This window comes from Alphaproteobacteria bacterium, assembly GCA_018667735.1.
Taxonomy (GTDB): Bacteria; Pseudomonadota; Alphaproteobacteria; order Rickettsiales; family JABIRX01; genus JABIRX01.
In genome coordinates this window covers 1-15837 of the sequence record JABIRX010000034.1, presented here as the reverse complement: position 1 = coordinate 15837, position 15837 = coordinate 1, and the positions used below count along the sequence as shown (strand labels likewise).

Sequence of the window (15837 nt, the reverse complement as noted above, 5' to 3'; positions counted from 1 at the left end):
TTTAAAAAAATTATATTAAAAAACATTTTTAGATCAAAGCCATTTTTTTAAGTTAGTAATTATGTGGTCAAAATTATCGATTTCTTGGTTGGATTTTGGACTGAATAAATTTTTTATAAAAGACGCTTCTTTGCTCCAAGAAAATTTAGCAGGATCATTCTTATCTAAATAACTAAGTAATTCTTCACCACTAAGGCTTGCCACGTCTTTTCTATTAAATTTATATAAGGCCATTTTCTTGATTAGGAGGTAAATTTTTTCATGATTAGTTGTTTGCTCGTTTAGTAGGCTAGTTAATTCTTTTTTAGTTGCTCTGTGGAGATTATTTTTTGATCTTGTTTTTTTTATAAGTAAAATAGCTAAGCTAATTAATATAAAAAAAACGATTAGATAATAATAACCAATTGCTAATGGTAAGATAGCGATATCACTAATTGTATATATGTCATATATTTCATTTTCCATATTGTTATTTTTAGGTTGATTATTTTGTATTTTCAATTTTTATTTAAAGAAAATATTATCGTTTATGCAATTACCAATATTAGTAGAATTAACAAAATCTAAATTTTTAGCAAAGCACATTATTCATTATAATAAAAAAAGTAATAAGCATAGTTTAACTGGTAATATTAAGACTAAAGCAAAAGGACAAGGTTTAGATTTTTATCAAGTAAGAAAATATGTTTTTGGCGATGAAACTAAAAATATTGATTGGCATGTATCAGCTAGAACTAATCAAATACATGTTAAAGAGTTCTATGAAGAAAAAGAAACTAAAATCGATGTGTTATGCGATGTTAGTCCTAACATGCAATTTGCTACAATAGGAAGATTTAAATATTTAATAGCTGCAGAAATAGTAAGTTTATTATGCTATGCCGCAGAGCTTAATAAAGAGTTAATGCAAACCATATTTTTTGGACAAAATTTACAAAACCCTGTTACGTTCAAACAAAGAAATCAGAAATCATTAACTTTACAAATTCTAAATTTTCTTTGTACCAAACAAAAACAACATATAGTCAACTCCAACAATGACTTACTTAATTCTGTTAGTTTATTAAATAAAAAAACAAAAACTAAGGGTATTTGCTTTATTATAATTACACAAATTGAGCTAGAGCAAAATTTAATGAGCAAGCTTCAACAATTATCTAACAAAAAAGAAATTTATATAATTAACATATATGATATTTTTGATATGAAGTTACCCAATAAAGGGACATACACATTCACAGATGCTAGCAATAAAGAAATTACTATTAATTTGAATCAAAAGAAGGCTGTAGAGAATTACAATAAGGATGCTGTAAAAAGACATGATAATTTGGTTGCATTTTGTAATAAAGCAAAAATTAAATTAATAGATATAGCAACTGATGATGATATATTGATAAAGCTATTAGAAGGAATAGGCTAAAATTACATATAGAAAGAATATATCAAGCATAAAGCTATATAGGACAGAATATATATGTAAGGTAACCTCTGCTGTACATACATATTTTTAAAGTATTAGGATTAAAGAAGTACTTAAATTAAGTTTAAATAAAATAGAACTCCAAAAGAGCAGATCATGACATTTTAGATGGAAATAATCTTGCTCAGCTTTAAAACAATATTAAAATTAGCTGACAAAATATAATGGAGATATTGCAAGCAGTAATTTGGCATGCACTAAAAATAATATGTGATTAATAATGCATATGTTAAGCACATAATAAAAGCTAGAGGTATACCACCTTTAACAAAATCAAGAAATTTATATTTTCCAGGTGACATAACTAATAAATTAGTTTGATAGCCAATAGGAGTTATAAAGGAACAGTTCGTGGCAAAAATTACACTATAGAATAATATTTTTGGATCAATGGCTAGTTTTAATGCTAAATTTGCTGCAACAGGTGTAAATAAAACTGCTGTAGCGGCATTACTTAAAACATTCGTCATAAATACTATAAATAAAAAGAATAAAGAAATAATACCTATTTTAGATAAACCTGAAGTAACATCGATAAAGTTGTTAGCAAGTAATTGAGCTCCTCCAGTAAGCTCCAAAGCGCTTCCAAGCGCAAGGGAAGCTACAATCATAAGGGTGATATTGCGATCAATTGCCCTAGATGCTTGTCTTATATTGATACAGTTAAAAAGAATTAAAAATGTAGCACCAGTAAAAGAAGTAATAGAAATAGGTGCAATATTAAAAGCTGAACAAAAAACTACTAAGCCAAATATTACAAGTGTTTTAATTACTTTTGCAATTGAATTTATTTGTTGTGCTGACCATTTAGTTAAAATTATATCATTATTATTTCTAATATCGGTTAACTTGCTACTCTCTCCCAAAATTAGCAAAACATCTCCTGCCACTAATCTTAAATGTGAGATTTTAGTTTTTATCAAATTTCCTTTTCTTTGAATACCAATTACTGGGCATTTATAGTTTGAATATAAGCCAGACTTTTTAATGGTCTGTCCAATTAGCCTAGAGGCAGGAGCAACAACTATTTCTGCTAAATTAGTTTCATTTAAATTAAAACCTCTCTTGCCTGTGGAAAAATCATCCATATGTAAGTTTTTGGTAAATATGTTAGTTCTTTTGTAAACTAACTTAGATAAAGTATCTCTAGTACCAGAAATTGCTAATACATCATTTTCTTTAATAAGCATATTATCTTGAAAAGGTGGCAAAAATGTTTGGTCATCTCTTTCTATAACACGAATTGTAATGTCATGAAAACCAGGTAAGGAACCCTCAATCAATCTTTTGCCATCAAAACCAGAATTTCTAGTAATGATAATTTGACTAACAAATGGTCTGTTATCGAAAAATTGATATTGGCTTAAATTTTTGTCAGGCAGTATTTTAGGCAAAATAAATATGATATATGAAATACCTATCAAGGCCATGATACTACCTGGGACAAAAAACTCAAAGAAGCTAATAGGGGATAAGCCTATTGATTCTAATGTACCAGATACCAATAAATTAGTACTGCTTCCAATTAATGTAAGCATGCCTCCTAAAATAGCGGTGTAAGATAATGGAATCATTATTTTAGAAGGTGAGATGTTAAGCTGCTTAGCTATCTCCGCAAATATTGGGATAAATATTACAACTACAGGGGTGTTATTCATAAAAGCGCTAATTACGATAACAATTAATAGAGAAATTAAAATAGCTAAAATAGCATTGTTATGAGCGATTTTTATTAAGATGCTTGGAATAACATTTAGTGCGTTTGATTGAATAATTGCTTGTCCAATAATCAAAAGAGATATTATTGAAATCAGGGCTGGGTTAGCAAAACCTAAAAGTATATTTGTGGGTTTTAAAGTAATGTTCCCTTCAAAATCATATAAAGGAAAGAAGTGAAAAAATAATATTAAAATAGTAATAGTAAGCAATGAAGTAAGCTCTAATGAGATTTTTTCCCAAGCATAAGACACCATGGCTAAAGAAATTAAGCCAATAACAAACCAAGTGTGGAATGATATAAGTTTTGTTATGTATAATGATTGTTCAATCACACTATTTAATAATTTTTTTTCAAAATATACATTAATAATCTACATAGCAATCATTACTTGTAATTACTTAACTTGATTAATATTAATTAGTTGCAAATCAGCTTTCAAAAAGTTATAGTGTTTCTTTTTGTTATGATAGAGATCGGAAAACATAAATTAACATCTAATGTATTGCTTGCGCCAATGTCTGGTGTAAGTGACTTGCCATTTCGTAAAATTGTTAAAAATTTTGGTGCAGGACTTGTTGTATCTGAGATGATAGCAAGTAGAGCAATGATAGAGCATACTAGAAATTCAATGCAAAAATGTAAATTTGAGCATAAAAGCGATGATATGCCAGATGTTGTGCAATTAGCTGGTTGTGATCCAAATGTTATGGCTGAAGCAGCTAAAATAAATCAAGATTTAGGAGCGGATATTATAGATATTAATTTTGGTTGTCCGGTAAAAAAAGTGGTAGGCGGAAATGCTGGTTCTGCCCTAATGAAAGATGAAAAATTAGCTACAAAAATATTAGAGGCAACAGTAAAGGCTGTTGATATACCAGTTACACTTAAAATGAGAATGGGTTGGGATCATGAGCATCTAAACGCACCAAAGCTGGCTAAGATAGCAGAAGATGTCGGTATTAAAATGATCACTATACATGGTCGTACCAGATGTCAATTATATAGAGGTCAGGCAGATTGGAAATTTATTAAGCGGGTTAAAGACGCGGTTAGTGTGCCAGTAATTGCAAATGGAGATATTAAAACTTTCGCAGATGCAAGTGCAGCATTAGCAGATTCAGGTGCAGATGGTATAATGATTGGTAGGGCTAGCTATGGTAAGCCGTGGTTCATTAATCAGGTTTCCAGCTATCTTCAAGGAAGTGAGAAGGGTTTAGGTGAGCCATCTATGGTGCAAAAAAAAGAGATAATTTTAAATCACTTGAGAGATGTTATTGAGTTATATGGAGAGGAAAATGGTGCTAAGATGATGCGTAAACATCTTGGTTGGTATAGTTCTGCAAGGAATAATTCAGCAGAATTTAGAAAAACTATAAACAGAATGGTAAGCTATGATGAAATGGCAAAAATTATTAATAATTTTTTTAACTAGTATTTTTATTATGTTATCTTTGAACTTTAAAAAGCGTGCTGAAAATAAGCAGGAAATAAACTTTCAAAAAAGTGATTACATCATTGAGCAATTTACGCTTGATAATGGTATGGAAGTAATTGTAATACCTAATCATCGTGTACCAGCTGTAATGCATATGGTATGGTACAAAGTGGGTGGTATTGATGAAAAATTAGGTAAGACAGGCTTAGCTCACTATTTAGAGCATTTGATGTTTCATGGAACTGCTAAATATAAAAAAAATGACTTAGATAATTTGGTTTCTGATTTTGGTGGTAGCCATAATGCATTTACTTCTTATGATTTTACAGCTTATTACCAGAATGTGCCTAAGCAATATTTAGATGATGTGATGGATATCGAAGCTGATAGAATGAGAAATCTTGTTTTAGTTGAAGAGCAAACCAAAATAGAATTAGATGTAGTTTTGGAGGAAAGATTAATGCGCAGAGATAACTCGCCAAGATCTGTTTTGGATGAAAAGGTAAAGGAGGCTATGCTTAGTAAAGATCATCCTTATGGAAGGCCTTTAATTGGTTATGAAAAAGATATTAAATCTTTAACACATCAAGATGCACTTGATTTCTATAATCGTTACTATTATCCAAATAATGCTATTTTAGTATTATCCGGTGATATTGATCTAGAAGAAGCTAAGATCTTAGCAAAAAAACATTATGGAAAATTAGATGCCGGACCTTCAAGTGAGCTAACTCTTGCGGATTCAAGAAGTAAAGTTCTAGAAAATAACGTGACCCATTATGACAAAAACACCACTAATACTGAGATTAAAATTTCATATTTAGCTCCTGATTTATTATCTGAGGACAAAAAGCATGTATATGCGTTATCTGTTTTATCATATCTGTTGGCTGAGCATAAAAACTCTATTTTATATAAAAAGTTAGTAACTGAGTTAGATTTATTATTATCAGTTTCTTCAAGTTATAGTGATATGTCTAGAGGGCAAAGTTTTTTTGAGTTGGATTTGATTTTGAAAGATGATCAGCATGAAGCAGAAGTTTTGAAAATTATACAAGATGAGTTAAATGCTCTAGCTCAGGGTAACATTAATAATAAAGCATTAGAGAGGGCAAAGAAAATATTTTTGATTGAAACAATTTATAGTAAAGAGTCTTACAAATCTTTAGCATATATTGTGGGTATGAATTACACTACGGGAATATCCATTGAAGAGATAAAGGAGTGGGATAGAAAAATTATGGATGTAACCAAGCAGGATATTGGAGATGCTGTAAATTTTGTTTTTCAAAAAGAGAAAAAGAATATTGGTTATTTAAAGTCACTTAACAAAAAATAATTATGAATAAAGAAAAAATCACATATAAAGATTCTGGTGTGGACATAGACGAAGGTAATGACTTAGTTGAGTTAATAAAACCAGAAGTAAAAAAAACTAATCGTCCAGGAGTAATGTCTGGTATTGGAGGTTTTGGTGGTTTTTTTGATCTTGCTAAATGTAATTATAAAGACCCTTTGTTAGTAGCTGCTACAGATGGCGTTGGCACTAAATTAAAAATTGCAATTGAAACTGCTAATTATGATTACATAGGTCAGGACTTAGTTGCTATGTGTGTTAATGATTTGGTAGTGCAAGGCGCTGAACCATTGTTCTTTTTAGATTATTACGCATGTGGTAAATTAGAAAAAAAAGTAGCCGCAAAAATTATTTCATCAATAGCAAGTGCATGTAAAAAATCAAATTGTGCCTTGATAGGAGGCGAGTCAGCAGAGATGCCAGGCATGTATAGAGCTAAAGATTTTGATTTAGCTGGTTTTTCTGTTGGTGCTGTTGAAAGAAATAACGTTTTACCCTATAAAGAACAAATAAGCAAAAGTGATTTAATTGTGGGTATTTCCTCTTCTGGTATTCATTCAAATGGTTTTTCTTTAGTTAGAAAGATAATGGAGGTTAGAAATTTATCATACAATGATGAAGCTGAATTTATGCCTGGTAAAACTTATGCCGAGGTTTTCTTAGAGCCAACTGAATTATATGTAAAATTATGTTTAGAATTACACAATAAGAATTTAGTTAAGGCTTTTTCTCACATTACAGGTGGTGGCTTTACAGAAAATATTCCGCGTGTTTTACCGGAAGAAAGAAGTTTTAAATTAGCGCCAGATTTTGAGTTTAGTAATTTATTTGCTTGGCTGAAAGATCAGGCCAATCTCTCAAGTGAAGAAATGTTTAAATCTTTTAATTGTGGTTATGGTATGATAGCTATTATTTCTAGAGGGGAGTTAAATAATGTATCGCAACTAATAAGGGATAATGGTTTTAGTGCAAAAGTTATAGGAGATATTAGTTAGTAATATCAGTGTTTTAACTTGCCTATTTTGAATTAGATATTGTTATTATTTATTGACAATTATATGAATTAAGTTATTAATAACTTAATTTTCTAAGGTAGATATGTCTAATATAAAATTTGCAGAATATATTTGGATAGATGGTACAATTCCAGTTCCACTTATCAGATCAAAAACAAAAACTTTTGTTTTTCCTGAAACTAGGGAAGTTTCACTTTCTGACTTTTCTGAATGGAGTTTTGATGGCTCATCCACAAATCAAGCAGTTGGAGATAACTCAGATTGTATTTTGAAACCAGTAAATTTTGTAAAAGATCCACTAAGAGGAGAAGGTAACTACCTAGTTTTGTGTGAAGTTTTTAATCCTGATAATACAGTTCATAAGGCAAATACAAGAGCGTTACTTAGAAAATATTTAGATAATGGTGGCAATGAACAAGACCCATGGCTTGGCTTTGAGCAAGAATATACTTTTTATTACAATGGTAAGCCTTTAGGTTGGCCAGAAAATGGTTTCCCAGCACCACAAGGTCCTTATTACTGTGGAGTAGGAGCGGAGCAAGTTAGTGGAAGAGATGTAGTTGAAGAGCATGCTAAATTATGTTTAGATGCAGGAATTATGTTTTATGGCTTAAATGCAGAAGTGATGTTAGGCCAATGGGAGTTTCAAATAGGGTACAGAGGTAATGATGCAGAAGATGCAGGTGCTTTGACAATTTGTGATCATACTTGGTTAGCTCGTTGGTTGTTATACAGAGTAGCCGAAGATTATGATGTGGAGGTAAGTTTATCTAACAAACCAGTGAAAGGCGCATGGAATGGTGCTGGTATGCATACAAATTTTTCTACTACAGATACAAGAGACAGTAAAAATGGCCTGGATGCTATTAAATTAGCGGTTAAAAAATTAGAAAAATCACATAAAGAGCATATAGCAGTATATGGTCATTTGCTTTCAGAAAGATTAACTGGAGAATATGAGACCTCTAACATCAATGATTTTTCAGCAGGTGCGGCAGATAGAGGTTGTTCAATTAGAATACCTAAGCCAGTAGAGCTAAAAGGTTGTGGTTATTTTGAAGATAGAAGACCTGGTGCTAATAGTGACCCTTACGAAGTGGCTGCAATGTTAGTTAAAAACGTTTGTCTCGATCAAGATAAAAAAGTTAAAGCTGCATAATTCTTAGGTTTTTATTTTGACTAAATTAGCCATATTTATTTCAGGAAGGGGAACAAATATGCATTCTATTATAGAAAGCTGTAATTTAGGTGAGATTTGTGCTGAAGTTGCGTTAGTATTTTCTAATAAAAAAGATGCTAAAGGCTTAGATATCGCAAAATCATATAATATAAAAACAGAAATAATTGAGCATAAGGATTTTCCTACTAGAGAAGGTTACGATTTAGAAGTTGTTAACATGCTTAAAAATTATGATGTAGATATCATTTGTATGGCAGGTTATATGCGCCTTGTAACGGCTCTGTTTTTAGATAATATTTCGATTCCAATTCTTAATATACACCCGTCATTACTACCTAAATATAAAGGAGCTAATGCTGTCGAAGATGCTTATAATGCAGGTGAAGAGCAATCTGGTTGTACAGTACATCATGTTATCAAGGAAATGGATGCGGGCGAGATTATTGTGCAAAAATCTGTAAATATTAATAAAGATGATAATTTGTTAGATGTTAAAGAGAAAATCCTTGCGAAAGAACACATAGCATATAGAGAAGCACTAAATTTAATTATAAAAAATAATGCATTTAAAAAAAAAATAGTTAAAAATTAACTTAATATTTTTTTATTTTTATGATTCGCGCATTTATATTCTTAGTTATCTTGATAATTAACTTTTCTGCCAAAGCAGCTATAGCTCCAGAAGTTTATATAGGGGGTAAATTCAATTTTTCATCAGCTTTAACAGATCAAGCAAGTGTTTATACAAATGATGATTTACCAATAGGCACGGATAATGAAAATAAATTAAATAAAAGCAACTATTTTGCTCAAGACGCATTTATTGATGTATTAGTGCTTGGTAAAACTGATAATTCGGTTCTTTATGGTGCGGTTGCATCTTTAATGCTAGATTCTAACAGACAAAATGTAGCGGAATATGATAGTAGTAATACTTTAACTGTTAGTAATAACAGTTCTAGCGTATTAACTAGACGAGCTTATATGTTTATGGAAAAAAAGACTTCTGGTAGATTGGAGTTTGGTGATGTTGAGGGGCCTTCAAAGAAAATGAAGTTTGATGCTGCATACAGATTTGGTGGTACTGGCGGTATTAGTGGAAATTGGTGGCGTTTTGTAAATATCCCAGATTTTGGCCTTATGTATGACGCAGATAAAAAAGATGGTGATTGTACAGGGGAAAGTTATGGCACTAATGATATTAGAAGCTGTACTGGTCAAGGTAATAAGTCTTTTATGATAAGACCAGATTTACCACTTGCGCATGGTTACAGTAAAGTTAATGGTGCTGATAAATTTGATGATACGAGAACTATAGGTAGAATTAGTTATTATAGTCCTCGCTTATCTTCTGTACAATTTGGTATTTCATATGCAGCTGATTCAGGAGATAGGGGAGCTTCATATTATGGAGATAGTTTTTCTGGTGCTAATAGCGGTGATGTTTCTGATGTAATTGACTGGGGTATTAATTATGTTGAGCAATTTAATGATCTTGGTTTAGCATTTAGCTTAACGGGTGAATATGGTTTTGCTGAAGACACTACTTCAATAGATTCAAGCGAATTCACACAGCAAGACTTGCAATCATTTGCACTTGGAGCTTATGTTTTTAAAGGTAACTTTTCAGTTGCAGCATCATATGGTGCATGGGGAGATAGCTTAATGATGGTTCGCTCAGATTTAAATAGTTCAGATAATAACTTTAGAGATAATAATGCTAGCTACACTACTGTAGGTGCTGGTTATCAGTTTGGTGCATATAAATTTAATGTTGCAACTTTTAACTCTGATTATAGAGGGCAAAATTTTGCTTTAACTTCCGTTGCATTTGATTATAGATTAAGCAAGAATTTTACCCTATATGGCGAATTAAATCAATATAGCTTTTCTGCTAATAGTAATGACGAGGCAGATAGTACAGCTTATATTTCTGGCACTAGCTTTGATAATGAGGGTAATGTGATATTTTTAGGTGCTAAGTTACATTTTGGAGAGTTTAATTCAGTAAGTCAAATAGCACTTGATACATCTTCTAATTTTTATTAAAAATTAAACATGAATCAAGAAATATTAGAAAATTACCCATTTAACGATATTGAAAATAAATGGCAGAATAAATGGCAAGATAGTTATGAATTTTCGGCATCATCTGATAAAGAAAAATATTATATATTAGAAATGTTTCCTTATCCTTCTGGGAATATACATGTGGGACATTTAAGAAATTATACTATTGGTGATGTTATTGCTCGCATGAAGGCTAGTCAAGGATATAATGTGTTGCATCCTATGGGCTGGGACTCTTTTGGTTTACCTGCAGAAAATGCAGCAATTGCAAAAAATACACACCCCAAATTATGGACAGAAAAAAATATTGATAATATGAGGGAGCAGCTAAAAAAAATAGGACTATCCTATGATTGGAAGCAAGAAATAGCTACTCACACTCCTGAATATTATAAGCATGAACAAAAATTTTTTTTAGATTTCTTAGCTAAAAACATAGCTTATCAAAAAGAGACTTATGTAAATTGGGATCCAGTAGATAATACAGTGCTTGCAAATGAACAAGTTATAGATGGAAGGGGTTGGCGAAGTGGTGCGCTAATAGAGCGTAAAAAACTTAAAGGCTGGTTTTTAAAAGTTACAGATTACGCAAATGAATTATTAACAGATTTAGATAAATTAAATAATTGGCCAAACTCTGTAATAGCCATGCAAAAAAAATGGCTAGGAAAATCTTCAGGTGCTTTAATAGATTTTGAAATCTTAAACAGAAGTGATAAGCTTTCCATATATACTACTAGACCAGAAACTATTTTTGGAGCATCATTTTGTGCGATTTCACCACAACATGATTTAAGTCTAGAACTTGCGAAGCTAAATCAAGATTTGTCAGCTTTTATTGCGGAACAATCTCGATTATCTGCAACACAAGAAGCAATTGATAAGGCAGAAAAGTTAGGTTTTGACACAGGGCTAAAAGTTAAACATCCTTTTATTGAGGGTAAATTATTGCCTTTATATGTGGCAAATTTTGTTTTGATGGAATATGGAACAGGTGCAATTTTTGCCTGTCCTGCGCATGATCAGCGCGATTTTGACTTTGCTAAAAAATATAAACTTCCTATTACGCAAGTAGTATCAAACACTAACGATTTAGTTGAACTAGAAGAAGCATATCTTGCAGATGGTAACTTAGTAAATTCTGACTTCTTAGATGGTTTAGAAGTACAAGAGGCTAAGAAAAATATAATAGAAGAAATAAAAAAGCAAAAAATTGGCTCTGAAAAAATTAATTTTAGAATAAGAGATTGGGGTATTTCGAGACAAAGATATTGGGGTTGCCCTATTCCAATAATATATTGTGATGATTGTGGTGCTGTTCCAGTTCCAGAAGAAGACTTACCCGTAAAGTTACCTGAAGATAATATAGATTTCAAAAAAGTTGGTAATCCTTTAGATCATCATGAAAGTTGGAAATATTGTAAATGTCCAAAATGCAATAAAGACGCTATTAGAGAGACAGACACATTTGACACTTTTTTTGAATCTTCATGGTACTTTTTTAGGTTTATAGATTCTGCTAATAAATTAAATGGCTTTTCAGCTGCTAAAGCCAATAAATATTTACCTGTTGATAAATATATTGGCGGTATAGAGCATGCAATTTTACATTTATTATATGCCAGATTTTTTACTAAAGCTTTAAGAGATTGCAATAAATCCAATATATCTGAACCATTTAAATCTGTATTAACGCAAGGCATGGTTACACATATGTCTTATAAAGATAAGATGGATCAGTGGGTTGATATTAATGATGTCAGTAAAAATTCTGGAGAGTATGTTAACATTTTGAATGGTGAAAAAGTTTTTCCACAAAGAGTAGAAAAAATGTCAAAATCCAAGAAAAATGGTCTAAGTCCCATAGAAATTATAAAAAATTATGGAGCAGATACAGCAAGATTATTTATGCTCTCTGATTCACCACCTGAGAAAGACTTAGAATGGTCAGATGCTGGTTTAGATGGTGCTTTCAAATATTTGAATAAAATATGGCGTGTAACTAATAAACTGAAACCACAAGAAGATTTTTTAGCAAAAGGGACGTATAACACTAATCAGCAAGCATTACTTACAATAATTAACAAGACTATTAGAGGTGTTACTAATTTAAATGAAAATTTTCAGTTAAATAAATCAGTAGCAAAGATCAGAGAACTAAGTAATTTTATGCTTGGATATCAAGCTCAAGATAAATTAGATGATTCTTGCTTAGCATATGGGTGGAAAAACTATGCTATTTTGTTGTTTCCAATTGCCCCTCATTTGAGCGCTGAAATTTTTAGCAAAGTAAGCAATTCAGCTCACAATATAGAAAAAGCACAATGGCCAATAGCAGATCCTAAATTTTTAGATGAAAACAACATAACAATCATTATACAAATTAATGGAAAGTTAAAGGCGAAATTTAAGGCAAATAATGACATTTCTAAAGATGAACAAGAAAAAACAGCTCTTGAACATGAGGATATTATAAGAAGAGTGAAAGATTTGAAAATCAAAAAGGTGATAACAATACCTAAGAAGATTGTAAATATTGTAGCTATATGATAAAATTTTTGATTATTATTACACTATTATCTTCTTGTAATTTTAAGCCAATTTATAGCAACTCAAATCATTATAAAAACTTATTATTAAACAATATTAATTTTGACTATAATTATACTAAATTGAACTTAGAGCAAAAAATTATAGTGCGCAATTTGATATCAATGTTAGATAAGTTTAATGCACATGATAAACCCTCTAAATATAAGTTAGAAATTAAAAAAGTTCAGGAAAAAATATCACCCATTACTATTGCTAAAGATGGTGAAATTTCAGAATATAATTATAAAGTTACTATAAAATTTGCATTAACTAAAAACAAAAAAGTTATTTTTATAAAGGATTTTAGTAATTCAATAAATTTTTACACCGATAATGGTTATTATGCCAGCCAGATAGCAATTAAAAAATTCCGTAAAGATTTAACAAAAACTATTTCACATGATTTGGAAACTGAGTTACAATTAAATATTAGTTCAGCTGATTAGTTTTTAATTTATAAGAAGTTAAATGAATAAAATTATTGTTAAGAATGTACTTTATTTTGTAATCTTAATTTCAATGTTACCTTTTATATTGTCGTTATTAGGTGCTAATTTCTCGAGTTATAATAGTTATCATATTAATGTTAGAGTTTTTGATGGAGAGTTAAACCTAGATGATATATTCATTTTTTTAAGAGGGGACAGTATTCACGCTGTTTTGGAGTGGACCTCTGTAATAATAGCGATAATTACCTTTATATTTTCTTTGATTCATTACAGAATTAACAAAATAATTATGGTTCCTATTTTTGGATTAGCAATTTTTTCCGCAGGTATTATGGATGCTTTGCATATCCTAATATCTTTACGCTTAATTAATGTAGATATTTTTCATCAAGAAATAGTAGTTTTGACATGGCTGCTGTCACGTTGTTTCTTTTGTATGGTGTTATTTATAGGTGTAATATTTGTTTTAAAAAGCAAGTCAAAGTTAGTAGGGGGTAAGATGATATATTTTATTACTATTGCTATTTATATCATATTTTTTTCATATTATATTTTTAAACAGATCTTATTTTTTAGTGATACTCCTAATTTAATATTTGCAGATGCTTTTTTTAAGCGTCCATATGATATTATACCAATATTGTTATTGTTATTATTATTTCCAGCTTTATTAAAGATTTACAAGAAACATCAAACATATTTAGGCTTCTCATTGATAGCTTCGGTAATACCTATGGTGATTTTAGAAATGCATATGGTTTTTGGTTCAGATAAATTATTTGATCATCATTTCAATATTGCTCATTTTCTAAAAATTATTGTTTATAGTATACCATTAATTGGCTTAGCTTTAGATTATATATATTTGAACAAAAGTTTGGTCGAGAGTCGAAAAAAAATTATAAAAAAAAATCTTTATCTAAATAATAGCCAAAAAATTACCCTAGAGGGTATAGAATTTAAAGATGAAAATAAATTTTTATACTCGTCATTAGAAAAAATTTGCAAATATCTTAACTGTAAAATTGCTAACTCTTATATAATTGATAATAAAATTTCTCAAATTTCCTTTAATTCTGATATTTGCTTTTTAAATGATAAAAGTAAAAAATATAATAATTTTCTAGCACTAACTAAAAAATCTAAATGTATTTATGGCAAGGGTATTTCTGGTAAGGCATGGAAGGAGCAAAAAACTATTTTAGTTAATGATATTTCTCTATCGCCTAATTTTCCTATCTCTGATAAATCTATATTTGAAGATTTAAAAGAAGCAGTAGCTATGCCTATCATAATAAATAAAAAAGTGGTCTTAGTATTTGAATTTTTTTCTACAAATAACTTATATAAAAATGTAAATTTAATTCATGATATAGAGACTTTAGCCATACAAATTAGTCAAGTTATTGCAAAGAGAAATGCAGAAAAAGTTTTGGCAGAATACGCAAAAGATTTGGAAATTAAAACTATTGAATTGGAAAAAGCCAAAAAGGTAGCTGAGAAATCCACTAAAATGAAATCTGAGTTTCTTGCTACAATGAGCCATGAGATTAGAACGCCTATGAATGGCATTATAGGAATGGCAGAGCTATTGAAAGATGGTTTTTTATCAAAAAAACAAAATAATAATGTTGATATCTTAATCAGTTCTGCGGATTCGCTGATGACTATTATTAACGATATTTTAGACTTTTCTAAAATTGAAGCAGGAATGTTAGATTTGGAAGAAGTTAGCTTTAATTTAAATGATTTAATTAACAATATTGTAACTGTAACAGCAATAAAACATGCAGAATCATCTGTTGAATTTATCCTTGATAACCAATTAAACATCATGGACAACTTTATTGGTGATTCTACTAGAATAAGGCAAATTATTTTAAACTTACTAAGTAATTCATTTAAGTTTACAAAAAAAGGATATGTTTTACTAAAAATATCTCAAAAGATTGTAAAAAACAGAAAATTTGTCTGTTTCTCTATATTAGATACAGGTATTGGAATTGCAGATAGTAAGCAAAAAGTTATATTTAAAAAATTTCTTCAAGAAGACGAGTCAACTACGAGAGAATATGGTGGTACAGGTTTAGGATTAGCTATATGTAGAGATTTGGTTGATCTTATGGATGGTTCAATAGAATTAATCAGCAAAAAAAATAAAGGCTCTGAATTTATAGTTACAATACCTTTGAAAGAAGAGCGAAATAACAAGAAAGTAGCAAGATATACACAATTAGAACATAAGAATATTTTAATTATAGATGACATCAAAATAAATTGTGAAATTATTTCATCATATTTAAATGAGCATAATGCTAATATATTCATAGCTAAAAGTTATGAGGAAAGCAAAGAGATTTTAGTTCATTTAGACACACAAAATATTAAATTAGATTATGTTATTATTGATTATGTAATGCCTAATCATAATGGTTTTTCTGTTTTGGAATTTATAAAATCTAATATAAATCAACAAAATGTAAGAGCTATAATGTGTAGTGTAGCTAATATTGATCATGATTTTGAGGAGAGAAT

12 protein-coding genes are annotated in these 15837 nt (G+C 29.9%); 10 read left to right on the top strand and 2 right to left on the bottom strand.

Going from position 1 to position 15837, the window contains the following annotated elements; translation table 11 throughout:
• Positions 1–33: 33 nt before the first annotated feature.
• Positions 34–465 carry a DUF4381 domain-containing protein gene (locus HOH73_03450; protein MBT5827912.1) on the bottom strand — a complete coding sequence of 144 codons (432 nt, stop codon included), beginning with the start codon at positions 463–465 and terminating at the stop codon, positions 34–36.
• 64 nt (positions 466–529) lie between these two features.
• On the opposite strand from HOH73_03450, the gene HOH73_03445 reads away from it, so the two are divergent.
• The gene (locus tag HOH73_03445; protein ID MBT5827911.1) at positions 530–1423 is read left to right on the top strand and encodes a DUF58 domain-containing protein; all 894 of its coding nucleotides are present in this window, start codon (positions 530–532) and stop codon (positions 1421–1423) included.
• A 257-nt stretch (positions 1424–1680) separates the two neighbouring features.
• Here HOH73_03445 and HOH73_03440 read toward each other — a convergent pair whose 3' ends face one another.
• Positions 1681–3534, bottom strand: coding sequence for an SLC13 family permease (locus HOH73_03440; protein MBT5827910.1), 1854 nt, complete (start codon positions 3532–3534; stop codon positions 1681–1683).
• Between the two features lie 132 nt (positions 3535–3666).
• Between HOH73_03440 and dusB the strand changes: the two genes are divergently transcribed.
• The 9 genes from dusB to HOH73_03395 all read left to right on the top strand — a co-directional run.
• Entirely contained in the window at positions 3667–4635 is a 969-nt protein-coding gene (gene dusB / locus HOH73_03435; protein ID MBT5827909.1) for a tRNA dihydrouridine synthase DusB, read from the top strand.
• Positions 4636–4645: 10 nt separating this feature from the next.
• The gene (locus HOH73_03430; GenBank protein ID MBT5827908.1) at positions 4646–5977 is read left to right on the top strand and encodes an insulinase family protein; all 1332 of its coding nucleotides are present in this window, start codon (positions 4646–4648) and stop codon (positions 5975–5977) included.
• Positions 5974–6990: a phosphoribosylformylglycinamidine cyclo-ligase gene (locus tag HOH73_03425; protein ID MBT5827907.1), complete on the top strand. Its 1017-nt coding sequence runs from the start codon at positions 5974–5976 to the stop codon at positions 6988–6990. The genes HOH73_03430 and HOH73_03425 overlap by 4 nt, the downstream gene beginning before the upstream one ends.
• A gap of 103 nt (positions 6991–7093) precedes the next feature.
• Positions 7094–8170: a glutamine synthetase gene (locus HOH73_03420; protein MBT5827906.1), complete on the top strand. Its 1077-nt coding sequence runs from the start codon at positions 7094–7096 to the stop codon at positions 8168–8170.
• A gap of 16 nt (positions 8171–8186) precedes the next feature.
• Positions 8187–8783 (top strand): phosphoribosylglycinamide formyltransferase, encoded by a 597-nt coding sequence (gene purN, locus HOH73_03415; protein ID MBT5827905.1) that lies wholly within the window; start codon positions 8187–8189, stop codon positions 8781–8783.
• Between the two features lie 50 nt (positions 8784–8833).
• On the top strand, positions 8834–10240 hold the full coding sequence (locus HOH73_03410; protein MBT5827904.1) for a porin: 1407 nt from the start codon (positions 8834–8836) through the stop codon (positions 10238–10240).
• 9 nt (positions 10241–10249) lie between these two features.
• Positions 10250–12811 carry a leucine--tRNA ligase gene (locus tag HOH73_03405; protein MBT5827903.1) on the top strand — a complete coding sequence of 854 codons (2562 nt, stop codon included), beginning with the start codon at positions 10250–10252 and terminating at the stop codon, positions 12809–12811.
• A 164-nt stretch (positions 12812–12975) separates the two neighbouring features.
• Positions 12976–13299: a hypothetical protein gene (locus tag HOH73_03400; protein MBT5827902.1), complete on the top strand. Its 324-nt coding sequence runs from the start codon at positions 12976–12978 to the stop codon at positions 13297–13299.
• A gap of 22 nt (positions 13300–13321) precedes the next feature.
• Positions 13322–15837, top strand: a 2516-nt coding sequence (locus HOH73_03395; GenBank protein MBT5827901.1) for a response regulator, incomplete at its 3' end; no start/stop codon positions are given.

What these genes read in the sequence shown, in the direction of transcription:
- dusB (MBT5827909.1), top strand. Translation starts at nt 3,667, where the DNA reads ATGATAGAGATCGGAAAACATAAATTAACATCTAATGTATTGCTTGCG.
- HOH73_03430 (MBT5827908.1), top strand. Translation starts at nt 4,646, where the DNA reads ATGTTATCTTTGAACTTTAAAAAGCGTGCTGAAAATAAGCAGGAAATA.
- HOH73_03400 (MBT5827902.1), top strand. Translation starts at nt 12,976, where the DNA reads ATGTTAGATAAGTTTAATGCACATGATAAACCCTCTAAATATAAGTTA.
- HOH73_03445 (MBT5827911.1), top strand. Translation starts at nt 530, where the DNA reads ATGCAATTACCAATATTAGTAGAATTAACAAAATCTAAATTTTTAGCA.
- HOH73_03420 (MBT5827906.1), top strand. Translation starts at nt 7,094, where the DNA reads ATGTCTAATATAAAATTTGCAGAATATATTTGGATAGATGGTACAATT.
- HOH73_03450 (MBT5827912.1), bottom strand. Translation starts at nt 465, where the DNA reads ATGGAAAATGAAATATATGACATATATACAATTAGTGATATCGCTATC.
- HOH73_03405 (MBT5827903.1), top strand. Translation starts at nt 10,250, where the DNA reads ATGAATCAAGAAATATTAGAAAATTACCCATTTAACGATATTGAAAAT.